This is a genomic window from Litoreibacter sp. (assembly GCF_058136045.1).
In genome coordinates this window covers 341,855-362,966 of the sequence record NZ_JBYVDD010000008.1, presented here as the reverse complement: position 1 = coordinate 362,966, position 21,112 = coordinate 341,855, and the positions used below count along the sequence as shown (strand labels likewise).

The following is a 21,112-nucleotide window of genomic DNA, read 5'->3' as shown; positions in this document are numbered from 1 at the left end:
CAATTGTAAAACTCGTTGCATCTGTTTACCCCTGACACACACAGACACAAGCAGATGACGGCGGCACTTGATGAACAATTCCGACACACAGCGCATACAGGGCGAAGATATTTGGGTCGCGCTTGGCCTTTTAACCCGCCTGCCCCTGCCCCATCGCACATGGGACCAGACACGCCCAGCGGCGCACGCAGCTTGGGCTTACCCGCTGGTGGGCTTGATAATCGGTGGGCTGGCTTGCCTGCTGGGCACAGTTTTTGTTTGGCTGGGCCTGCCCACAGGCGTCACGGCCGCGGCCCTGTTGCTTTGCATGACGTTGCTGACCGGGGCCATGCATGAAGACGGGTTGGCCGACAGTGCCGATGGGTTTTGGGGCGGCGACACGCCTGCACGGCGCTTAGACATCATGAAAGACAGCCACATTGGTGCCTATGGCGTCATCGCCCTGATTGCGGGGTTCACACTGCGTTGGAGCGCTTTGAGCGCGCTGATCACGGCGGGATACCTCTGGGCTCCGATGCTGGTCGCGGCAATCACCTCGCGCGCGGCAATGGCCTACGTCATGAACGCGCTGCCAAATGCCCGCCAGACCGGTCTGTCCAGCATGACCGGACGCCCCGGCACAATCGCCACTCGCATCGCAATTGGCTTGGGAGTGCTCGCGTGCGTGGCCGGGTTCGGCCTCGCAGGGGTATGGGCTATTTTATGCGCTATTGCCGCGACAGCATTTTGTAGCACCCTCGCCAAGCGTAAAATTGGCGGTCAAACAGGTGATATCTTGGGGGCCACTCAACAAGTCATTGAAATCGTTATTTTAGCGACGGCCTGCACACTCATCCTATAGCGCGCCGGACAGGTGATAGCGCTTGCGAATAACACCAGCTTCAGACCTGTCGTAAGTCACAAACCCCATGGCCTTGTAATACCCAAGTCCAAGCGCATTTCCGCGCCCTATCGTGGCATCAACATCGCGCACCCCCGCGAGCACCGCAGCCCGCACCGTCGCCTGAAACAAAGTGGCCCCCACACCACGCCCCGATGCTCTTGGGCTGACATAGGTTCCAATGATCCCCCAGCCGGGTGTGACGCCATATTGGTTACCCTTTGTTGCGCGTTTAAGCGACTGGAACCCCAAAAGAGTGCCCGCCTCTCCCTCGGCAACAACACATGCAATCTTGTCGACATGCTCGACATAGAATTTGCGCATATGATCGGGGTCCGTGGCGCGGTCACTGCCTGAAGTAGCAACAATCCCGGCCAGAATAGCGCTCATGCCCGGAGTGTCCGCCCCACGTGCAGCTCTGATAATCATGCATCTCACTCACAAGTGGTAAACCAAAAGGCTGCGCCCGTTAATCGGGCGCAGCCTTCAAATCTGATGGTCGTATTGACAGCTTAAGCCGCGACAGGCGGCGTCCGGCTGACCAGAACGTCGTCAATCTCTTGCACCGAGGTTGGCTCTTCTTTGCCCTGCACAACGGCAATCTCGCGGGCTAGACGCTCCAGTGCGGCTTCATAAAGCTGGCGCTCGGAATAGCTTTGCTCGCGCTGGTCGCCGTGGCGATGCAAATCGCGCACCACTTCAGCGATGGCGATCAAGTCGCCTGAGTTGATCTTTTGCTCATACTCTTGGGCGCGACGCGACCACATGGCGCGCTTCACACGGGCCTTGCCTTTAAGCGTCTTGAACGCCTGTGCCACCAAGTCAGGCGAGGACAGCGAGCGCATGCCCACTTCAATCGCTTTATGCGTTGGCACACGCAGCGTCATCTTGTCTTTCTCGAAAGCCACCACGAAGAGTTCCAACTCAAAACCCGCAACTTCCTGCGTCTCGACATTGACGATTTTGCCGACCCCATGGGCGGGGTACACAACAAACTCATTGGGGCTAAAGTCTTGTTTTTTCTTGCTCATATATTATTCGCCCCCAAGGGAAGCGCCCTTCTTGCACAGCGAAAAAGACGGGCCGGAGAAAGCTCTCCGGTCAGTCCTCACCCATGTCTGGTTTGTAACGCCTTGGCATAACTTGGCACTGGCGTCGGTCATCCTTGCAAAGAATCATATCACAAAAATGAGTAATTCAAAAGCCTAAGCTTAGGATTAACCGCCCTCACCAGGTTTCTCGGAGAAGTACTTCTCCAATTTACCATCTTCGCCGTCGCGGTCTTCGGCCTCGGGGAGCTGGTCTTTCTTGGTGATGATAACCGGCCACATTTCTGAATACTTCCGGTTGAATTCGACCCATTTCTCCATATCCGGCTCAGTATCTGGGCGAATAGCATCTGCAGGGCATTCTGGCTCGCACACGCCGCAGTCAATGCATTCATCGGGATGGATCACCAACATGTTTTCGCCCTCGTAGAAACAATCTACGGGGCATACCTCGACACAGTCGGTGTATTTGCAGGCAATGCAGGCGTCGTTGACGATGTAAGTCATGAGTAGTGTCCGATTTCTCTTGTCGATGTTGTCCTAAGCATGAGCGCGAGATCATTCAAGGCCACGATCACGTGAAAGATCAAGACTGCGGCGATCTTTCTTGGTTGGACGCCCCCCAACGCGGTCCGCGCCGGGCGTTCTATGCTTCTTTTCTTGAACGGGCGTTTTATCAAGATACAGCGCTTGTGCTTCGGGCGCCGGGCCACGGCGATGACCACAGCCAACAATCTCCACCACTCGGATTTTCTCGCCCAGAGCAAAAGTCAGGGTGTCCCCCGCGCCTACCTTGATTGCGGGTTTAATCACCTTATTGGCGTTAACGCGCACATGTGATCCACTCACCTGCTTTGCAGCCAGCGTGCGGGTTTTAAAAAACCGCGCATGCCAGAGCCACTTATCAAGACGAATAACCTCACGCGTCATCTAATATCACCCACACGGCAAAACTCTTTAAAAGAGTTTTCACAAAAGTCTCTAAGAGACTTTTTCCCATCAACTGAGCTAGTCCCTTTTCAGCCCCATCAGGGCCGCTGCGAATGGGTTGTCAGGATCAATGGCTTTTTCTTTCCGTGGCGGTCGAGACTGAAAGCTTTGCGCTTTGTTATCGCGCCCCTTATTGTCCTGGCGTGCCCCGCCCTTACCTTTTGGTTTGCCGCGCGGCTTAGCTTTCCCACGCGCATCGCCTTGTGGGCGAGTACCAGCTTCACGAGGCTTACGAGCACCAAAACCGCCCCATGTGAACGTGTAAAACACCTCCATGTCGGGCGCAGTTTCCTCTGTCGCGTCTGCAGCTTTAGGCTCCGCAGCAACGTCCTCGGGAGACGTCTCAATAGACGCATCGGCTTTCGCCACTTCATCAACAGTTACGGCGTCAGGTTTTGCGCCTTCTGTTTGCGTCTTATCAGCTTGCGCCTCTGGCTTCACCTCCGCCACAGGCTTCACTTTCACGCGCTCGGATTTCTCGGCCTTATAGCCAAGACCGCCCATCAGGTCAGCAAACTGTTCCAGCGTGGTGCCAGTGATCGACAACATGTCAGCCTTGGCCTCAAATCCGCCCCGGCTATTCTCAGCGCGCAACTGATCGGCAAGGCGCTCAAGCATGTCGATACGGATCGCCCGCTCGCCCGCCAAACGATAGCCCGCTTGGGTGTAATACCCCTCAGGCGCATCCTTGACAGCTGGCACAGTCACCAAACCTGCGGGCGGAGCTTCGGGAAACTCAGCCAAATCTTTTTGCAGCGACCATAGCACCAAGCGCAAACGCGTCGGGGCAGGCTTCAACAGCAAAGGCATGAAGATAGTAAACTGGCCAAAGCGAATGCCATGCTTGCGCAGCGCGCCGCGCGCATCTTGGTCCAACGCTTTCACATCCGACGCCACGGCCTCACGGGTCAACACCCCCAAAGCTTCCGACATCTGAAAGGCAAAGCCCTTGGCCAAGCCAGACAATGCTTCATCCTTGCCCATGGCGATCATCGGCTCAAATGCGATGGCAATTTTGCGGTCGATGAAATGCTGCATCCGACGTTTGACCTTCTCGGCCACATCCGCGCCAGCCTCATCATCGACAAAGGCCTCAACACCGGGCTTCAACGGCTCGGAGCCCTTGACCAGCTTGCCCACCGCCATGTCGCCCCACATCAGGCCACCCTGCTCAGTGAAATCCATCTCGGTATCCGGCGCGTTATAGAATTTATCTGCACGCAGATTGAAATGGGGCGCCAAGGCCGCCACCGCTGCCTGGCGCAGCATCTTTGCCTCTTCCGGGCTAGAGCTTTGGTCCTGCCGGAAGCGGAACCCATCAAGACGGCCGATCATCTGATCTTCTACCGTCACTTCACCCTTGTCGTTCACGTCAGCCACGAGGCTCTCCTTCTGCTTCAACCGCCGCAACAACACCGATGTGCGCCGGTCGACAAATCTTTGCGTCAGCGCCCCGTGAAGGGCATCCGACAGGCGGTCTTCTACAGCACGAGTTTCCCCGCGCCAATGGGTTTCATCCTGCACCCAGCCTTTGCGTTGCGCCACGTAGGTCCATGTGCGGATAAACGCCAATCTTTTAGACAAAGTGTCTATATCACCATCACTGCGATCAATTCGCGAAACTTGGGCAGCCATATAATCCTGCGGCACCTGCCCCTTATCGTGCATATAGCCAAAAATCGTCTCGAGCATCGCCGCATGTTCGCCCTGACTAATCCCGCGAAAATCGGGAATACGGCACACGTCCCACAATAGTTTCACATCCTGCGGCGTAGAGACGCGGGCGTCTACCTCCACGACATCGCGCAGTGCCTTTAGCGCCAATACATCATCGGCATCACGCGCCCGGCTTAACCAGTCATGGTCCGTGCGCTGCTCAAGGCTTTGCAACAACCGCCCGATGGAGCCAAACTCAAGCCGGTCATTGCGCCACTGCAACTTCTTAACCGGGGTAAACTTGGCCGACGTGATGGCCTCCACCACCTCCTCGTCCAGCGCCTGCGCCTCGCCCGTCACACCAAACGTCCCCGGCTCCATATAGCGCCCGGCACGGCCCGCAATCTGGGCCAACTCATTGGGGTGCAAATAGCGCATCCGCCGCCCGTCAAACTTGCTTAACGCGGAAAAGGCCACATGGCTGATGTCCAAGTTCAACCCCATGCCGATAGCATCCGTGGCCACCAGATAATCCACATCCCCGTTTTGATACATCTCGACCTGCGCGTTGCGCGTGCGCGGGCTAAGCGCGCCCATGACCACGGCACAGCCGCCCTTTTGGCGGCGGATCAGCTCGGCAATCGCATAGACATTCTCAACCGAAAATCCAACGATTGCACTGCGCGGCTTCAAGCGACTAATCTTCTTAGAACCAGTATAGCTTAGCTCCGAGAACCGCTCGCGGCGCATAAACTGCGCCTTCGGTTCAATCGCCGCAATCGCGCTGCGCATCGTGTCAGAGCCCATGAACAGCGTCTCAAGCAGCCCGCGCGAGCGCAGCAGGCGATCCGTGAACACATGGCCGCGTTCCGGGTCGGCGCAAAGCTGTACCTCATCCACCGCCAAGAAATCCGCGCCCATTCCCTCAGGCATCGCCTCGACGGTGCACACCCAATATTGCGCGCGCGACGGCACGATGCGCTCTTCGCCAGTGATTAGCGCCACCACAGACGGGCCGCGCAGCGCCACGATCTTGTCGTAGACCTCGCGTGCAAGCAGGCGCAATGGCAGGCCGATAACCCCCGTGCGATGCGCCAGCATCCGTTCAATCGCGTAATGGGTTTTGCCGGTGTTGGTGGGGCCGAGAACCGCCGTGATGCGCGCCTGTTGGCTCATATCTGGCCCTTAAAGTTACGGGGCCAAACGCATCGGCCAGCCGTTTAAATATCTTGACCGGAAACTATCTTTTCCAGCCGCTCAATAGCTTCTTTTAGGCCGCCACGATGGGGATGTATAGCGGCGGCAGCCTTGTAGGCCTCCAAGGCATCCGCCTCGCGATCCAGCTCTTCCAAAATGCGCCCCAAACCTTGCAACGCGCCGAAATGTTTCGGGTTTAAAGCCAATGTGCGCTCAATATCCGCGATAGACAGCCCGTATTGGTCAGCATTAAAGAACGCCGTGGCACGGGCATTCCAGCCTTCGGCGAAATCCGGCGCATGGTCGGTCAGCGCGGTCAAGTGCCCAATCGCTTTGGCAAGGTCGCCAGCTTGCATCGCCGCACGCCCACGGTGCAGCAATAAATCCATCGCCGGAGAGCCAGAGCGCGACCATTCCCGCCAGACTTTTTCCTCCACCTCTTGCCACGCCTCGTTCTCGGGCTGGGCAAGCTGCTCCATCCACGTTTGCAACTTGGGATTTTCCGCCTTGGCAACACCTGCAAAACAAGCAACTACTACTACTGCCGTAACGAAAATGTTGAGGAATTGGTGCGAAGCTTTCATAACGCCTTTAACTCTAGCTCGCGATTTGCAAATAATCAAAGCAAGTAACCGCCAGCCAATCACATTTCTAGGAGAATCCTATCATGAGCGATGTAATCAACAAGGCCGTAGAAGCCCTCTCAGCCAAATTAGACGGCGGCTTTGACGGCTCTGTCAAATTCGTGATCGAAGACGAAGGCGCGATCATGGTCGACAGCGACGGCGTGCGCGCTGGCGATGACGAGGCCGAATGCACCATGACCGCAGACACCGAAACTTTTGATGCCATTCTCAGCGGCGACCTGAACCCGACCGCGGCCTTCATGACTGGCAAGTTGACCGTGGACGGTGACATGGGCGCCGCAATGAAGCTTGGTTCGGTTCTGTCATGAGCCTGACCCCTGCGCCTTTTTATGCAGATGTAGCTGACGGCCCTGACGGCGGCGCGGCCTATTGGCTGACCGCCTCGGACGGGGTTCGCATCCGCATTGGCGTTTGGGGTGGCGGGAAAGGCGGCCCAGCCAAGGGCACTGACAAAGGTACCGTGCTGCTGTTTCCAGGCCGCACGGAATACATCGAAAAATATGGCCGCACAGCAAAGGCATTTGCCGATCGGGGGTTCTCGACCGTGGCCGTAGACTGGCGCGGCCAAGGACTGGCGGATCGTGCGCTGGATAATCGCCTTATTGGCCATGTTATCGAGTTCACCGAATACCAAAAAGACATTGAGGCCGTGTTGGCTGCCCTGCCTGAATTGGGCCTGCCTGATCGCATGGGCATGGTCGGCCACTCGATGGGGGGCTGCATCGGCCTGCGCGCCTTGATGGAGGGCCTGCCGGTCTGCGCCGCAGCTTTTTCCGGCCCGATGTGGAACATCGCATTGGGTCCGTTTCGGCGCAACATGGGGTGGGGCCTCGCGGCAATCAGCCGTCACTTGGGGCTAGAGCATCTGCTGGCACCGGGGACCGGAGAAACGCCGTATCCACTGGCAAACCCGTTTGAAAACAACATGCTAACGCCCTGCCCTGACATGTACGACTACATGCGCCAGCAGTTGAAATCCTATCCCGATCTGGCGCTTGGCGGACCATCGCTGGGGTGGTTGTATCAGGCCTTGAATGAATGCCACACCCTGTCCCTGCGCCCAACGCCCGATGTACCGACACTGACGTTCCTCGGCACCAACGAGCGTATCGTTGACGTGCCTGCCATCCATGACCGGATGGCGCGTTGGCAGTCCAATGGCGAGTTGCGGATAATCGAGGGCGGCGAACATGAGATATTGCTGGACCTGCCCGACGTGCAAACGAAAATTTACGATGCGATCGTGGACCTTTTCACCCGCAGCTAAGTCCAAGCCTTAAACAGGCACCAGCACCCCGTCTTCCAAGCGCACCATGCGGTCCATTCGGGCTGCCAACTCCATATTATGCGTGGCAATCAGCGCCGCCAAACCAGTGGCGCGCGCCAGCTCCATCAATGCATCGAACACTTGATCCGAGGTGCCCGGATCAAGGTTCCCAGTCGGCTCATCCGCCAAAAGCAGCGCCGGCTTGTTCGCCAAAGCCCGGCAAAACGCCACCCGCTGTTGCTCACCGCCTGACAGCTCTCCGGGGCGATGTTCCGCGCGCGCCTCGACGCCAACAATGCCCAGTAGTTCCAAAGCGCGCGCCTGCGCATCGCGCTTTGACACCCCCGCCGCCAGTTGCGGCAACACGATGTTCTCTATGGCGGAAAACTCCGGCAGCAGGTGGTGAAACTGATAGATGAACCCAATTTTGGTACGCCGCGCCAAGGTGCGCGCGCCATCCCCCTTGCCGGTCAGATCATCCCCCCCAAGCACAACCCGCCCCGCATCAGGCGTGTCCAGCAGCCCCGCGATATGGAGCAACGTCGATTTGCCCGCACCCGAGGGCGCGACCATGGCCACGACCTCGCCCGCCGCGATCTCTAGGTTGACACCGCGTAGCACCGCAATCTCATTTGGTTGGCCCGCGTTATAGATTTTCTCGACCCCGTCGAGCAGCAATGCCGCATCACTCATAGCGCAGGGCCTCCACCGGGTTCATGCGCGCAGCACGGCGCGCCGGAAAAATTGTGACAACAAAACTAAGCACCAGCGACAGAGAAATCGCCGACAGCACATCGCCCAATTCCAAACGTGCGGGCAATTTCGAGATCAACCGGACAGAGGAATCCCAAACGCCGCCACCGGCAAAGTAATTCACCACGGCAAAAATCTGGTCAATATAGATAGCGAAAAGGCAACCAAGGGTCATACCAGTAATCGTGCCGATCACCCCAATCGACGCACCACAGATGAAAAATACCCGCATGACCGAGCCTTCACTCAACCCCATCGTGCGCAAAATACCGATATCGCGACCTTTGTTTTTCACCAACATAATCAGCCCCGACACAATGTTCATCGAAGCGATCAAAACCAAAATGGACAAGATCAAGAACATCACATTGTCCTCCATCTCCAACGCCCGCAAAAACGCGCCCGAGCTGTCGCGCCATGTCCACAGCAACGCGCCCTCGCCTGCGGCATCCAGCAAGCCCCGCTCTGCCCCCACGACGTCTTCCGGGTCATCCAGAATGACCTCGATCTCATCGGCCACGCCTTCGCGGTTAAAGTAGTCTTGCGCCTTATCGAAAGGCATGTAGATGCGGGTTTTGTCGATATCATAGCGCCCGACTTGGAAAATATAGACCACCTCATAGACCACCACCCGTGGCGAGGTGCCAAACGCGGTGCGCGTGCCATTGGGCGAAATCAGTTTGACCTTATCGCCCACCGCAACCCCAAGCGCGCGCGCCACGCCCCAGCCAATCGCTATACCCTCGTCAAAGCGCGAAATATCGCCCAGCTTTTGTTCCGGATTTGCAACGCGGCGAATGGACTTCAGATCTGCCGCGCGAATGCCAAACACCTCGGCACCGGCGTTGCCAGTGGGCGTCGCCGCCATCACCTGCCCCTTGATTAGCGGGGCCGCACGCACAACGCCCGAAACTTCGGCCAGTTTGGCGGTTAATGCATCATAATCGGAAACCACCCGCGCATAGGTGCCCGTCGCACTGGTTTGCCCCGACGAGTAAACCGTCACATGGGCATTCGCGCCCAAAATAGTGTCCACGAACTCATAGCGAAACCCCGAGCGCACCGCCAAGGTGATGATCAACGCAGCCACCGCCAAGGTAATGCCGATCAAGCTGATCCATGTCATCACCGACACGCCGCCTTCGGTGCGTTTGGCGCGCAAATAGCGCCATGCGATCATCCACTCGAACCCCGCAAAGGGGGGCGTGGAGCTGTGGTTATTTCTGCTCAACGATGCTCTCCTGCTCGCTTTTGCGGCAACATTTGCGCTGATCGTGCTGGGGGGTCAAGCCTCTGCCGGCAAACTGTCGCCGATCTACGTGAAAAGTGAAGAAACGCGAAACAGCTTGGAAACGGGGTCATTTCACCCGCTTTCCCCCCTGTTTTAGGGATGATTCACCCGCACTTCGGCTATGAAAACGCCCAAAAGATGGGCGAATCGACTAAAGTGGCGATGTGGGACCAAACAAACCTCGACCGCTACTTCGTACTCCGGCCTTCACATTTAGAAGGCTAAAGGTCCCATGCCGGAGTCGACGTAAACAGTAAAAGCGGCCACCAAGGGAGACAGAAATATGTCAACGAAGTTAGTGATTGGCCTTGATGGGCACAGTTCGGGAGAGCGCGCGTTAGACTTCGCCAAAACTCTCGCCGAGCAGATTGGATCATGCGAAATATATGTCGTCTACGTCATCGAGTGGTCGCCATATTCCTTCCAAACAGCCGAAGAAAACGCCGTGCGTCACAAGCGCCGCGAAGAAGAAATCTCCACCGCCAGTGAGCGCGTCGTCGCCCCCGCAGTCAAAACGCTCACCGATAGCGGCCTGACAGCAACCGGCAAAGTCCGGCACGGCAATGTGGCCGACACACTCAATGAAATCGCCATCGAGCTGGGGGCCGCACAGATTATCGTCGGTCGCTCTACTGAAACGGGTCTGTCCAAGCGCATCTTCGGCAGCTCAACAGCTAATCTCGTGATGGAAGCCACCGTGCCCGTCACGGTCGTCAACTGAGGGGGCTGACATGAATATTTTAAACAAATACACAGCCTCAGCCGCAGCCTTTGCGGTTTCCGCAGCACCGGCACTTGCGCAAGAGGCCGAAAGCCTTGATGCGAAAGTCAACGCGGCGTTTGCTGCAATCACCGGGCCTTTCGTGAACTTCATCTTTGCACCGTTTCCGGGCACTGCTTTCCCGTGGATCGTTATGTGGCTGGTCGTCGCGGCCTCCATCTTCACCATCTACTTCGGATTTGTGCAGTTCCGTTTCTTCAGCCACGCAATTGCGCTGGTGAAAGGCGACTACTCCGATCCCAATGACGCGGGCGAGGTCAGTCACTTCCAAGCGCTGGCAACGGCGCTGTCTGGCACCGTGGGCCTTGGCAATATCGCAGGCGTTGCGGTGGCTGTGGGTATCGGTGGTCCGGGGGCTACGTTCTGGATGATCCTTGCGGGTCTTTTGGGCATGGCATCCAAGTTCACCGAGTGTACCTTGGGCGTTAAATACCGCAACGAGTACCCTGACGGCACCGTTTCTGGTGGCCCGATGTACTATATCTCCAAGGGCTTTGACGAGTTGGGCCTACCGGGCGGCAAAATCCTCGCGGTGGTGTTCTCGATCTTCTGTATTTTGGGCGCACTTGGCGGCGGCAACATGTTCCAAGCCAACCAAGCACATGCTCAGATTTCAGGCATCATTGGCGACTACCCCGGCTGGATCACTGGCATAATCTTCGCGGCTGTGGTGTTCGTGGTGATCGTTGGTGGCGTTAAGTCTATCGCCAGCGTGACCGAGAAAGTCGTGCCATTCATGGGTATTCTCTATGTCGGTGCGGCCTTGATCATCTTGATCGTCAACTACGACAAAATCGGCTGGGCCTTTGGCCAAATCTTCGGCGGGGCCTTCACTGGCTTGGGCGTTGCAGGCGGTATGGTCGGCGCGTTGATCCAAGGGTTTAAGCGGGCGGCGTTCTCGAATGAGGCTGGCGTTGGCTCTGCGGCGATTGCCCACTCGGCGGTGAAAACCAAAGAACCAATCACCGAAGGGTTCGTATCCCTGCTAGAGCCACTGATTGACACGGTAGTGATCTGCACCATGACGGCGCTGGTTATCACCATCTCTGGTCAGTTGATCGTGGACCCTGAAACCGGCAACTACATGCTCAACGAGAGCGGCAAAGCCATCGCCACAGTTGGCGGCACCAGTGGTGTGGCCCTGACTTCGGCGGCGTTTGCATCCGGTATCAGCTGGTTCCCGTTCGTGTTGGCAATCGCAGTTGTGCTGTTCGCCTTCTCGACCATGATCTCGTGGAGCTACTACGGGCTGAAAGCATGGACCTACCTGTTCGGCGAGGGCAAAACCTCTGAGCTGGTATTCAAGCTGATCTTCTGCGTGTTCATCGTCATTGGTGCCGCAGCCAGCCTTGGCCCAGTGATTGACTTCTCGGACGCGGCAATCTTTGCCATGGCTGTGGTCAACATCTTCTGCCTCTACTTCTTGATGGGCGTCGTGAAGAAAGAGTTGGTTTCCTACTCGGCACGTCTGAAATCAGGTGAGATCAAGAAGTTCACGCATTAAGCGCTTGGACTAACTTGGGCAAAATAAACATAAAAAGGGGCGCTCCCGAGCGCCCCTTTTTTCATTCTAAAGTCACCGCAGTGTGCCGTGCCTACTCCAATGCATCAATTGCTTTGGACAGATGCGCCAAACGCGCATTCAGCTCTTTAGTGATCTCGGAAATTTCCGCTTGAAGCTCCAACTTGGTGGCCGCTGTTACCTTGCTGTCAGCCAGCAAGTGGTCAAGTTCAGTGACCGCACCCGCCAGAAGCGGAGAAATATCCTGCCTGACATTGCTTCCTGATACCGGCTTACCCATCCGCTTAAACTCATAACTGCGGCGCTTGGGCAGGAACGAGCCGCGCGGACGGCCATAATTGATCCGCAACACATCCATATCATCTGAAATTCGCACCAGCGAGTAATGTACAATCTGACTGGGGTTGAGAATGCCCATCTCAGATAGGTTTGGGGTTTCTACGCTCATCTGATTTCCTTCACTTGAATGCCTGCGAAAACAGCAGGAATTTCTACACTATAGGAAGATGTAGGAAATGCGATGATATACTACGGCTTCAAAATCAGAGTGTTGCAAACGGAGCAAGACTTAACGCAAGAGTGGATTCAGCTGAGCCATGGCCCGACCAAAGGCACCAATGCCACGCCAATTTTTCGGGTGTTCTCTGCGTCCAGATGCAGCCCGTCTACCGGCGATGTCTGCGCCACACTCCCCGCATCAAAGAACGCACATCCAAGCTGATTTGCCTGGCCTTCCACCAAAGCAGGATAGCGCGACGAGGCGTCAATCATCTCCGCCGTGACATCGCCTTGCGTACTCTCAACCATCACAGGCGGCGCAATCAGCATCACCTCCGGCGTGTGGGCCTGCTCACACCGCCACGCATGATGGCGGATAATTTCAACCAATCGCGCCAGCCCGTAGGCCGCCTGAGTTGGTGCCACCCCCCAAAACATATCATTGGTTCCAAGCATCACGATGACCCCGTCAAGCGGCGCATGGGTATGCAAAATAGACGGCAACAACGCGCCGCCATTCATCTCGGCGGGGCTGGCAGGCTGATTGAAACACGTCGTGCGCCCCCGCAGCCCTTCCGAGATCACATCGACCCCATTCAACCCGGCCGCCAAGACATTCGGCCAGCGATCATCGAACCCATGACGCCCGGAAATATCAGGTCGCGAGCCCCACGTCAGACTGTCACCAAACGCCAGAACCGATTGCATCAAAGCGCCGCGTAAATTGCCGCGACCTTGGCAACGGCCTCTTCTGGGGGCATCTCCACGCTCTCGCCCGTGCGGCGCGAAGTTAGTTCAACCACGCCGTTCTTGAGGCCCCGTGGTCCGACCGTGATGCGCCATGGCAGGCCGATCAAATCCATCGTCGCGAACTTGCCGCCAGCGCGTTCCTTGCGGTCATCATACAGCGGCTCAAGCCCCAAAGCCGTCAGCGATTTATACAAACCATCGCACGCCGCGTCGGCCTCGTCGTCGCCTTGCTTGAGGTTCACAATTCCCACATGGAACGGCGTCACCCCCTCGGGCCAGATGATGCCTTTATCGTCGTGGCTGGCCTCGATAATGGCCCCCAACAGACGCGACACACCAATGCCGTGGCTGCCCATATGCACAGGCGTAGGCTTGCCGTCGGGGCCTTGCACGGTGGCCTTCATCGCCTCGGAATATTTGGTACCAAAGTAGAAAATCTGCCCCACTTCAATACCGCGCGCCACCTTGCGGCGCTCCTCGGGGACCTCGTTAAACAAAGCCTCCTCGTGGGTCTCGTCAGTGCGCGCATAGAGGTTGGTGAACTCTTCCATCACGCCGGCGCATTGCTCCACGTTGTCATAATCAATCTCGCGGTCGCCAAAGCTCAAATCGGTCACGGCGCTATCATAGAACACCTCCGACTCGCCGGTTTCTGCCAACACCAAGAACTCATGCGTATCATCGCCCCCCATAGCACCACTATCCGCGCGCATCGGGATCGCCTGCAATCCCATCCGCTCGTAGGTACGCAAGTAGCTGACCAGATGGCGATTGTAGGAATGCAGCGCATCCTCTTTGGTTAGGTCAAAGTTGTAGCCGTCTTTCATCAAAAATTCGCGGCCCCGCATCACGCCAAAACGCGGGCGGCGCTCATCGCGGAACTTCCACTGAATTTGATACATCGTCAGGGGCAAATCTTTGTAGCTGTTCACATGGCTGCGGAAAATATCGGTGACCAGTTCTTCCGCCGTTGGTGTGAACAACATATCGCGGTCATTGCGGTCTTTCATGCGCAGCATTTCGTCGCCAAAGACGTCATAACGCCCGCTTTCGCGCCACAAATCTGCTGACTGGATCGTCGGCATCAGTATTGGCATATGCCCGGCGCGCTCTTGCTCTTCATGCACAATCTGCTCGATCTTCTTGAGCACTTTGAGCCCCAAAGGCAGCCACGAATAAATACCCGCAGAGGACTGCTTAATCATCCCCGCGCGCAACATATAGCGATGCGAAACGATCTGCGCCTCGGCGGGTGTTTCTTTCAAGACGGGTAGAAAATAGCGGGACATGCGCATGGGAATTAATCTCTCTGATAGGGGCTTACACTTGGGTTACGCCATGCAATGCGCCTTGCCAAGTTGAGCGGCAGATATTTCATGCATTTTAGACGCTTAAACGGGCTACGTCACCTGCGTTTCTGCCTCCAATGCCTCTGCCAAAGAGGTAAACCGCGCCTGCGCAACCTCGCCAAACAGCGCCTTGGTATCGGGGTGCAGCTTCATCCTTAGCAGGCGTTTTTTGGGGTGCCACTTCAGCTCCCCCATCAACTCCGGTGTCTGCACGCTAAACATCGCCCCAAAGCGCATGGCCTTGCCCAGAACTTCCGCATCACGCATCTGGCGCTCAGACAGCAGGCCAAACAGCTCCTCAAAATGCGTACCCGAGCGGGAATTTTTATAGCGGTGCAGCAACGCGACGCCGAGGAAAATACGCCCCTGATGATCCAAGCCGCCAAGGTTAGCGCGCGTGGCATTATCAAAGCACACTTCGGCACGGTAATCGGGATGCGCACGCCACGTGACATCGTGCAACAAGCACGCCGCCTTCACCAGCCTGATACGCTCCAGTGAGGCGCTTTTGAACAATGGTTCAATAAATCGAAACAGAAATTTCCCGAACCCCGGAATGCGCGCATACATCGCCTCGTCATAACGACACGCCTCAATCAAAGGATCACGGCGCTTCAGCTCAAACGGCATCTGCTCGTACAGCAAACCCTCGCGAATACCATAGCTCGATACCGCCACAGATTTAGGTTTAAAGCGTTGTATCAACGACTTAAGAACCTGAGAGGCAATCGGAACCAACCGCATCCGCGCCTCGGAATTGCCCGTCATCGCGCGTAGTTCATCTACGCTATATTTGCTAATCCACTTGACCGTTTGCAAAATCGACTTAGTCGTCATCCGGTACTCATGCAGCACTTTCATCGGGTAGCCGCGCCGCTCCATATCCAACCGCGCAATGGCGCGCCATGAGCCTCCAACAAGGAACAAGGTCTCGTAATCCCCGTCAATTTGCGTGCGTAAATCATCAACTGTCTGGTCAATCACGGCTTTGCGTGCCTTCGCCCCGCCCTTCAGACTCATCAGTTTTAGCGGACCAATTTGCGACGAGACACGCCGCCCAACAACGCCGTCCGCCATCTCGGCCAACTCCATCGAGGAGCCGCCAATATCACACATCAACCCGCGCGCTTCCGGCCAGCCAAGGAACACACCTTGCGCCGAAAGCCGCGCCTCTTCCGTGCCGGAGGCGACCCATAAGTTCAAGCCCGTCTCGCGCGCCACTTCTTCGCAAAACTCTGGCCCATCGATGGCATCACGCACCGCAGCCGTCGCCACAGAGGTCATCGGCGACACGCCCATCCCCTTGGCCAGCAACGCAAATCTGCGCAAAGCCGATAAAGCCCGCTCACGCCCTTCGGGGTTCAGGTAGCCCGTCTCGGACACCCCTGCGCCCAAGCCCGCCATCACTTTTTCATTAAAGAAATACGCCGGAGAGCGCGCGGCCCCGTCAAACACCACCATACGCACCGAGTTGGAGCCAACATCAATGGCTCCGACCCGTTTCAACGCCTTGGATTTCGGGTCGTTAAACAGGGGGCGGCCAAAGGGGCCGTCTTCGTCGTGCTGTCCGTCCAAAGCTCATCTCGCTTCTGATGCTAGGCTCTTGCAAACCATGAAGCGCGCAGGGCCAGTGCGTCAATACGAAAGGCGGGGGTGCGCGGATTTGGTCACTCTTCCAGGCACCAAAATATCGCCGTCAGTTCCCTGCCCGCGCCGTCATTGCGTCATGGACCGCATCCATCCCACGATTGGCCATATCCGTCACCTCTGCCGCATGGGTTTGCAGCGCCGCCACGACCTCCACATCATCCGAGGTCTGAATGACCACAATCCCACCGTCCGCTATGTCGATCTCGGTGGTGATCTCTGCGCGGCGCTCGAACAACAAATCCAGCGTCGGGCTTTGAATGAAAACCTTCGGGTCGCGCCCCTCATCCACGCGGTCGATCATGCCAACCACATGGCTGACAACAACGCCCAATAGCTCCTCGTCGTCCGAGCTGGTCAGGGTCCGAATGCCATTGGGCAGATTGGTCACCTCACGCGAAATTTTCTCAAAGTTGCGAAACATTACCGCCAGCTCGTCGCTTTCCTCAGGGGTTGCGTCAAGCCCGCGCAGGCCCGGCATCGTCCCCAAGTCGTGCCCCGTGCCATCCGCCCCATGATTGTGCGATAGCTGGGCCATTGCCCCGTGACTAAACATCGTCACAGCACCAGCGCCCAGTGCAATTGCCCCGACCAAGCCAAGCGCGACAAATGTTTTTCGGCGAGATGTCCAAGACTTGTTTTCCATCGGTGTACCTCGATTACATTCGAACAAAGGAATATATCAATTCACCCGATGAGCCAAGACAGCACGCCACACCATGTCGTGATGAGCACGCCGTGGGTTTCAGTCTTTCGTGTGCGTCAACTCCGGCACATCACCAGCTCCGGCAGAACCGCGCCCCGACAAAGACGGGTTTTCCATGAAAAAGCGGTGGCAATTGAACGGGTTATCGACCCCCGTGACGTCGGCCCGCACATAAGAGCCGTCCGGTGCCAGCATCCAGCTTTGCGCCGTATCGGTCAAGTTCGCGGCCATAATTTGGCTCATCACCTGCGCTTGGACGGTCTTGTTGGTGATCTCCACCAAAGTCTCGACCCGGCGGTTTAGGTTGCGGCTCATCCAATCAGCCGAAGACATATAGACCTTGGCCTTCTTCGACGGCAGCCCATGCCCATTGCCAAAGCAGACAATGCGCGAATGCTCCAAAAAGCGCCCGACAATAGACTTCACCCGAATATTCTCGCTCAGCCCTTTGATGCCGGGCCGCAACGTACAAATCCCACGCACCACAAGGCTGATCTGCACACCAGCTTGCGACGCGCGATACAACGCGTCGATCACGTCCGCCTCGACCACAGAATTCATCTTGGCCCAGATTTCCGCAGGCTTGCCCTCGGCGGCATATTCCGCCTCTTTGTCGATCATCCGGATCAGCTTTTTCTTCATCCCCGAGGGCGAGATATACAGGTTCTCAAGGTGCTCTGGCTGGGCGTAGCCACCGATGTAATTAAACACTTTTGTGGCATCTCGCCCCAAGGCTGCATCGCAGGTAAACAGGCTCAGGTCGGTATAAATTCGCGCCGTAATCGGGTGGTAATTGCCGGTGCCGTAATGCGTATACGTCACCAATGCATCGCCCTCCCGGCGCACCACGGTGCTGATTTTGGCGTGTGTTTTGTAGTTCACAAAGCCGTAAACCACATGCGCGCCGGAGCGTTCCAACTTGCGCGACTGGCGAATATTGGCGGCCTCGTCAAAGCGCGCTTTCAACTCGACCAGCGCGGTCACGGATTTACCATTCTCGGCCGCCTCGCACAGCGCCTCAACGATCGGGCTCTCGTTCGAGGTCCGATACAACGTCTGTTTAATCGCCACCACATCGGGGTCGCGCGCCGCCTGCGCCAGAAAGCGAATGACCATGTCGAAGCTCTCGTAGGGGTGGTGCAGCAGCATGTCTTTCTTGCGAATAGCCGCGAACATATTGCCGTCGTTGTCTTGCACCCGCTCTGGGACACGCGGGCTAAACGGCGGCCACAACAGCTCTGATGGCGCAGCCGAGACCAGCTCGCTCACGTCTGACAACCCGATCATGCCCGCGATCTCAACCACGTCCACGTCTGTGACTTCCAGCGCTTTCATCACCAAGTTACGCAGCTTTGTCGGCGCGTTGGCGCTGATCTTCAAGCGCACAACTTCCCCACGGCGGCGACGTTTCAGCGCGACTTCGAACTCACGCACAAGGTCTTCGGCCTCTTCCTCGACCTCTAAATCACTGTCACGCAGCAGGCGAAACGCGCAATGCCCCATCGCAACATAGCCCGGAAACATCTCGCTAATCTTCAAGATCAGCAATTGCTCCATCGGCAAAAACCGCATCTCGTCGGGTTTGGATGGCAGTGAAATAAACCGCTCAATTTGCGCGGGGATCGGCAGCAAAGCCTGCAAACTGCGCCCGTCCTTGGGCCGCTCCAATTGCAACGCCAGTGAAAAGCCCTCGTTGGGAATAAACGGAAACGGGTGCGCGGGATCAATCGCCAAGGGCGACAGAACCGGAAACACATTCGACATGAAATACTTATCAAGGAACGCACGATCATCATCGTCCAGCTCCTCCGCGTCCAGCAGGCGAATACCGCTGGTTTCCATCTCATCTTTCAGCGCCTCCCAAACGTCACCTTGCTTGGCAATCAGCTCGCGTGCATTCTCGTTGATCAACGCTAACTGCTCTTCCGGCGTGCGCCCGTCGGACGATGGCGTGCGGTTGCCTGCATTCGCCAACTCCCGCAAACCTGCAACTCGCACGGTATAAAATTCATCCAAGTTAGTGGCCGAGATTGCCAAAAATCTCACCCGCTCCATCAAGGGAACACGCGAATTTTGCGCCTCATCCAGCACACGCCAATTGAACGCGAGCCAGCTCAGCTCTCGGTTGAAAAACCGGCTTGGCCCCGAGGGATCAAGGTCCGCGACCTCCATCGGCTCCGGGTAGTCCGCCGTCAAGAAATCAGCACCGCACATGGGCAGCGTTTTGATATGGGAATGTAACATCACAATGACTTATGTGGGGATTTTACGCGCCGCTGTCCAGACAATCCGCATCATGGCGCGCTCATTTGGGCCAAAACCTCGCGCGCCAGTTTCAGCCCAATCGGGCGTCGCTCCGCCAAAGCACGGCTGTCCATGGTCTCGACAAAGTCACGCGCGGCCTCAAAACTGCGCGGCAGTCGTGGCATAATATAACTCACCAAGTCCGGCTTTAACGCGATTTGTCGGTCTGAAAACATCTTCATCACCAAGGCCATAAGCAGCGCATCGTCCAACGCCTCAAGGGTGACCAGCGATGTCCCCTCCATCCGGCTGCGCAGATCGGCAAGGGCAAAATCCATGCGTGCAGGGGCCACGGCAGAGGTCACCAGCAAAGGGTACCCGCCCTCTTGCATAAGGTTGTGCAGGTGAAAAAGCTGCGTCTCCGCCGCGCGATCCCCGACGATTTGATCCAAATCTTCCACCACCAAAGGTGTGCGCGCCAAGGCGTTTGGATCATCCACATTTGACGCCGCCACGACCGACGCCCCCGTGTCACGCGCCCAAACCATCGCCAAATGTGTCTTGCCAGAGCTGGGCGGCCCCACCAGAACCAGTTTACTCAAAGGCCATTTCGGCCAGTTCTCCACAGCACTCACAGCCAAAGCATTCGCGCCTGATACGAAGTAATCCTCGCGCCCCAAAGCCTCTTTGGCGGGCAAGGTAAAAGCCAATTGTTCAGACATCTCAACTACTCTGCATTGCCATCATTTGCATCGTCGGTTTGCAACCCGCGATACAACCTGCTGCCCCGGTATTGTTCTGCCCCAAAGCGCGCAACCACGCCCAAGGACGCCGCCACAGGAACCGCTACCAGCATGCCAACAAACCCAAATAACGTCCCGAACACCGACAGTGCGAACATCAACCAAACCGGGTGCAAGCCCACACTCTCGCCCACCAGCTTCGGGGTCAAAACATTGCCCTCAAGGAACTGACCCGCCACAAACACGGCAGCTACGGCACCAATCATCGCAGGCTCATTCCAGAACTGAAACAATGCAAGCCCGACGGCCAACACCCCGCCGATGACCGCGCCGATGTAGGGAATGAATGAGATCAAACCCGCGATGAAGCCAACCACTAGGCCAAACTGCAATCCCACCAGCATCAATCCCGCCGCATAAAATGCGCCCAAAATCGCACAAACAGTCAACTGGCCACGTACAAAGCTGGCAAGGGTTTGGTCGATCTCCGCGGCAATTTTCCGGATTTGCGGTGCGTGGTCAAGCGGCAACAACGTATTGATTTTAGCGACAAGATTGTCCCAATCCAGCAGCATGTAAAATGCCACAACTGGTACAACAACGATGAAGACCACCGCATTGATAACCCCCAACGCCGATGAGAAGATACTTTGCGCAAACTCACCCCCGCGGTCGCGAATGGTCGCTCCGATCGAGGCCAGTGATTGGCGCAACGTAGAGTTGGAATCGTCCAGCGCAGGGAACCGATCCGATAAGAAAACCCGCAATTTCTCAAATAATTCCGGCGCGATTTCGAACAAGGCAACCGCTTGGCCAACGATCATCGGAATGATGAGAACCGCCATCAAAATGAAAACAAACAGGGCAATGATTGAGATAATGGTTGTCGCGACAACTCGGCTCGCGCCCATGCGTTCCAACCGGTCAGCCAGTGGATCCATCCCATACGCAATGGCCCCGCCCACGATAAAGGGCAGCATAACATCGCCCAGATACCACAGCGCCAGCATGAACACCGCAATGGCGATACCCCAAAATTTTGCCTGTTTGCCGACTGGTAATGCCATTGGCCCTCGCTTTCACACTCAGATGTGACCTATGGCGAAGCGAGTTTCAAGGTTTTGAGTGCTTTACTCTTACAC

The 21,112-nt window shown here is 56.8% G+C and carries 21 protein-coding genes; 5 read left to right on the top strand and 16 right to left on the bottom strand.

Annotation, left to right across the window (positions count from 1 at the left end; translation table 11 throughout):
• Window positions 1-70: 70 nt before the first annotated feature.
• Window positions 71-841: an adenosylcobinamide-GDP ribazoletransferase gene (cobS, locus tag AC3Y7R_RS13920; RefSeq protein ID WP_490042651.1), complete on the top strand. Its 771-nt coding sequence runs from the start codon at window positions 71-73 to the stop codon at window positions 839-841.
• On the opposite strand, the gene AC3Y7R_RS13915 is transcribed toward cobS, so the two are convergent.
• The 6 genes from AC3Y7R_RS13915 to AC3Y7R_RS13890 form a co-directional block, all read right to left on the bottom strand.
• Window positions 836-1,309 (bottom strand): GNAT family N-acetyltransferase, encoded by a 474-nt coding sequence (locus AC3Y7R_RS13915; RefSeq protein WP_490042650.1) that lies wholly within the window; start codon window positions 1,307-1,309, stop codon window positions 836-838. The two genes, cobS and AC3Y7R_RS13915, sit on opposite strands and share 6 nt — an antisense overlap.
• A gap of 83 nt (window positions 1,310-1,392) precedes the next feature.
• Window positions 1,393-1,911 (bottom strand): CarD family transcriptional regulator, encoded by a 519-nt coding sequence (locus AC3Y7R_RS13910; protein ID WP_490042649.1) that lies wholly within the window; start codon window positions 1,909-1,911, stop codon window positions 1,393-1,395.
• 186 nt (window positions 1,912-2,097) lie between these two features.
• A complete protein-coding gene (gene fdxA / locus AC3Y7R_RS13905) occupies window positions 2,098-2,436 on the bottom strand; it encodes a ferredoxin FdxA (protein WP_490042648.1) in 339 nt (112 codons plus the stop codon).
• A gap of 51 nt (window positions 2,437-2,487) precedes the next feature.
• Window positions 2,488-2,859: an RNA-binding S4 domain-containing protein gene (locus AC3Y7R_RS13900; RefSeq protein WP_490042647.1), complete on the bottom strand. Its 372-nt coding sequence runs from the start codon at window positions 2,857-2,859 to the stop codon at window positions 2,488-2,490.
• 78 nt (window positions 2,860-2,937) lie between these two features.
• Window positions 2,938-5,751, bottom strand: a complete 2,814-nt coding sequence (locus tag AC3Y7R_RS13895) for a helicase-related protein (protein ID WP_490042646.1) — start codon at window positions 5,749-5,751, stop codon at window positions 2,938-2,940.
• 44 nt (window positions 5,752-5,795) lie between these two features.
• Window positions 5,796-6,356, bottom strand: a complete 561-nt coding sequence (locus tag AC3Y7R_RS13890; RefSeq protein ID WP_490042645.1) for a tetratricopeptide repeat protein — start codon at window positions 6,354-6,356, stop codon at window positions 5,796-5,798.
• A gap of 83 nt (window positions 6,357-6,439) precedes the next feature.
• Between AC3Y7R_RS13890 and AC3Y7R_RS13885 the strand changes: the two genes are divergently transcribed.
• Window positions 6,440-6,727: an SCP2 sterol-binding domain-containing protein gene (locus AC3Y7R_RS13885; protein WP_490042644.1), complete on the top strand. Its 288-nt coding sequence runs from the start codon at window positions 6,440-6,442 to the stop codon at window positions 6,725-6,727.
• Complete coding sequence (locus AC3Y7R_RS13880; protein WP_490042643.1) at window positions 6,724-7,686, top strand: alpha/beta hydrolase; 963 nt, start codon at window positions 6,724-6,726, stop codon at window positions 7,684-7,686. The genes AC3Y7R_RS13885 and AC3Y7R_RS13880 overlap by 4 nt, the downstream gene beginning before the upstream one ends.
• Before the next feature lie 9 nt (window positions 7,687-7,695).
• On the opposite strand, the gene AC3Y7R_RS13875 is transcribed toward AC3Y7R_RS13880, so the two are convergent.
• Both AC3Y7R_RS13875 and AC3Y7R_RS13870 read right to left on the bottom strand, forming a co-directional pair.
• Window positions 7,696-8,379 carry an ABC transporter ATP-binding protein gene (locus tag AC3Y7R_RS13875; protein ID WP_490042642.1) on the bottom strand — a complete coding sequence of 228 codons (684 nt, stop codon included), beginning with the start codon at window positions 8,377-8,379 and terminating at the stop codon, window positions 7,696-7,698.
• Complete coding sequence (locus AC3Y7R_RS13870) at window positions 8,372-9,619, bottom strand: lipoprotein-releasing ABC transporter permease subunit (protein ID WP_490042818.1); 1,248 nt, start codon at window positions 9,617-9,619, stop codon at window positions 8,372-8,374. The genes AC3Y7R_RS13875 and AC3Y7R_RS13870 overlap by 8 nt, the downstream gene beginning before the upstream one ends.
• Window positions 9,620-10,013: 394 nt before the next feature.
• On the opposite strand from AC3Y7R_RS13870, the gene AC3Y7R_RS13865 reads away from it, so the two are divergent.
• A complete protein-coding gene (locus tag AC3Y7R_RS13865; RefSeq protein WP_490042641.1) occupies window positions 10,014-10,451 on the top strand; it encodes a universal stress protein in 438 nt (145 codons plus the stop codon).
• A gap of 10 nt (window positions 10,452-10,461) precedes the next feature.
• On the top strand, window positions 10,462-12,015 hold the full coding sequence (locus tag AC3Y7R_RS13860; protein ID WP_490042640.1) for an alanine/glycine:cation symporter family protein: 1,554 nt from the start codon (window positions 10,462-10,464) through the stop codon (window positions 12,013-12,015).
• A 91-nt stretch (window positions 12,016-12,106) separates the two neighbouring features.
• Here the strand turns inward: AC3Y7R_RS13860 and AC3Y7R_RS13855 are convergent, their stop codons facing one another.
• The 8 genes from AC3Y7R_RS13855 to AC3Y7R_RS13820 all read right to left on the bottom strand — a co-directional run bounded on the left by AC3Y7R_RS13855 (window position 12,107) and on the right by AC3Y7R_RS13820 (window position 21,037).
• Complete coding sequence (locus AC3Y7R_RS13855) at window positions 12,107-12,481, bottom strand: DUF3461 family protein (protein WP_490042639.1); 375 nt, start codon at window positions 12,479-12,481, stop codon at window positions 12,107-12,109.
• Window positions 12,482-12,618: 137 nt separating this feature from the next.
• Window positions 12,619-13,239, bottom strand: a complete 621-nt coding sequence (locus AC3Y7R_RS13850) for a GDSL-type esterase/lipase family protein (RefSeq protein WP_490042638.1) — start codon at window positions 13,237-13,239, stop codon at window positions 12,619-12,621.
• Window positions 13,239-14,576 (bottom strand): proline--tRNA ligase, encoded by a 1,338-nt coding sequence (gene proS / locus AC3Y7R_RS13845; RefSeq protein ID WP_490042637.1) that lies wholly within the window; start codon window positions 14,574-14,576, stop codon window positions 13,239-13,241. Before proS ends, AC3Y7R_RS13850 begins: the two co-directional genes overlap by 1 nt.
• Window positions 14,577-14,681: 105 nt before the next feature.
• Window positions 14,682-16,205: a Ppx/GppA family phosphatase gene (locus AC3Y7R_RS13840; protein ID WP_490042636.1), complete on the bottom strand. Its 1,524-nt coding sequence runs from the start codon at window positions 16,203-16,205 to the stop codon at window positions 14,682-14,684.
• A gap of 121 nt (window positions 16,206-16,326) precedes the next feature.
• Window positions 16,327-16,923, bottom strand: coding sequence for a hypothetical protein (locus AC3Y7R_RS13835; protein WP_490042635.1), 597 nt, complete (start codon window positions 16,921-16,923; stop codon window positions 16,327-16,329).
• Between the two features lie 99 nt (window positions 16,924-17,022).
• Entirely contained in the window at window positions 17,023-19,197 is a 2,175-nt protein-coding gene (locus AC3Y7R_RS13830) for an RNA degradosome polyphosphate kinase (protein ID WP_490042817.1), read from the bottom strand.
• Window positions 19,198-19,277: 80 nt separating this feature from the next.
• Window positions 19,278-19,949: a P-loop NTPase family protein gene (locus AC3Y7R_RS13825; RefSeq protein ID WP_490042634.1), complete on the bottom strand. Its 672-nt coding sequence runs from the start codon at window positions 19,947-19,949 to the stop codon at window positions 19,278-19,280.
• A gap of 5 nt (window positions 19,950-19,954) precedes the next feature.
• Window positions 19,955-21,037, bottom strand: a complete 1,083-nt coding sequence (locus AC3Y7R_RS13820; RefSeq protein ID WP_490042633.1) for an AI-2E family transporter — start codon at window positions 21,035-21,037, stop codon at window positions 19,955-19,957.
• Between the last annotated feature and the right edge of the window lie 75 nt (window positions 21,038-21,112).

Coding starts and splice junctions, on each gene's coding strand:
- cobS (WP_490042651.1), top strand. CDS start 71: ATGAACAATTCCGACACACAGCGCATACAGGGCGAAGATATTTGGGTC.
- AC3Y7R_RS13915 (WP_490042650.1), bottom strand. CDS start 1,309: ATGATTATCAGAGCTGCACGTGGGGCGGACACTCCGGGCATGAGCGCT.
- AC3Y7R_RS13910 (WP_490042649.1), bottom strand. CDS start 1,911: ATGAGCAAGAAAAAACAAGACTTTAGCCCCAATGAGTTTGTTGTGTAC.
- fdxA (WP_490042648.1), bottom strand. CDS start 2,436: ATGACTTACATCGTCAACGACGCCTGCATTGCCTGCAAATACACCGAC.
- AC3Y7R_RS13900 (WP_490042647.1), bottom strand. CDS start 2,859: ATGACGCGTGAGGTTATTCGTCTTGATAAGTGGCTCTGGCATGCGCGG.
- AC3Y7R_RS13895 (WP_490042646.1), bottom strand. CDS start 5,751: ATGAGCCAACAGGCGCGCATCACGGCGGTTCTCGGCCCCACCAACACC.
- AC3Y7R_RS13890 (WP_490042645.1), bottom strand. CDS start 6,356: ATGAAAGCTTCGCACCAATTCCTCAACATTTTCGTTACGGCAGTAGTA.
- AC3Y7R_RS13885 (WP_490042644.1), top strand. CDS start 6,440: ATGAGCGATGTAATCAACAAGGCCGTAGAAGCCCTCTCAGCCAAATTA.
- AC3Y7R_RS13880 (WP_490042643.1), top strand. CDS start 6,724: ATGAGCCTGACCCCTGCGCCTTTTTATGCAGATGTAGCTGACGGCCCT.
- AC3Y7R_RS13875 (WP_490042642.1), bottom strand. CDS start 8,379: ATGAGTGATGCGGCATTGCTGCTCGACGGGGTCGAGAAAATCTATAAC.
- AC3Y7R_RS13870 (WP_490042818.1), bottom strand. CDS start 9,619: ATGATCGCATGGCGCTATTTGCGCGCCAAACGCACCGAAGGCGGCGTG.
- AC3Y7R_RS13865 (WP_490042641.1), top strand. CDS start 10,014: ATGTCAACGAAGTTAGTGATTGGCCTTGATGGGCACAGTTCGGGAGAG.
- AC3Y7R_RS13860 (WP_490042640.1), top strand. CDS start 10,462: ATGAATATTTTAAACAAATACACAGCCTCAGCCGCAGCCTTTGCGGTT.
- AC3Y7R_RS13855 (WP_490042639.1), bottom strand. CDS start 12,481: ATGAGCGTAGAAACCCCAAACCTATCTGAGATGGGCATTCTCAACCCC.
- AC3Y7R_RS13850 (WP_490042638.1), bottom strand. CDS start 13,239: ATGCAATCGGTTCTGGCGTTTGGTGACAGTCTGACGTGGGGCTCGCGA.
- proS (WP_490042637.1), bottom strand. CDS start 14,576: ATGCGCATGTCCCGCTATTTTCTACCCGTCTTGAAAGAAACACCCGCC.
- AC3Y7R_RS13835 (WP_490042635.1), bottom strand. CDS start 16,923: ATGGAAAACAAGTCTTGGACATCTCGCCGAAAAACATTTGTCGCGCTT.
- AC3Y7R_RS13830 (WP_490042817.1), bottom strand. CDS start 19,197: ATGTGCGGTGCTGATTTCTTGACGGCGGACTACCCGGAGCCGATGGAG.
- AC3Y7R_RS13825 (WP_490042634.1), bottom strand. CDS start 19,949: ATGTCTGAACAATTGGCTTTTACCTTGCCCGCCAAAGAGGCTTTGGGG.
- AC3Y7R_RS13820 (WP_490042633.1), bottom strand. CDS start 21,037: ATGGCATTACCAGTCGGCAAACAGGCAAAATTTTGGGGTATCGCCATT.